This window comes from Streptomyces sp. NPDC057654 (assembly GCF_042800135.1).
Lineage (GTDB): Bacteria > Actinomycetota > Actinomycetes > Streptomycetales > Streptomycetaceae > Streptomyces.
Map to the genome: position 1 here is coordinate 1 of NZ_JBHVHQ010001346.1, position 273 is coordinate 273.

The 273-nt window shown below is 78.4% G+C and carries 1 pseudogene; it reads left to right on the forward strand.

The features are described from left to right. Positions 1-273, forward strand: a pseudogene (locus ACFU99_RS43465) (oxidoreductase); the annotation flags it as partial.

The following is a 273-nucleotide window of genomic DNA, read 5'->3' on the forward strand; positions in this document are numbered from 1 at the left end:
GCGCACGGAGGAGGCGGCCGGCGTCGTACGGCTGCGACTGGCGGGGGCCGGGCTGCCGGGCTGGGAGCCCGGCGCGCATGTGGACCTGGTGCTGCCGTCGGGGGCCGTGCGCCAGTACTCGCTGTGCGGCGATCCGGCCGACCCCGACGCGTACACGGTCGCGGCCCGCCTCATCGAGGACGGCCGGGGCGGCTCCCGCGAGGTGCACGAGCGACTGCCGGTCGGCGCGAGCGTCGAGGTGCGCGGGCCGCGCAACCGCTTCCCGCTCGTCGA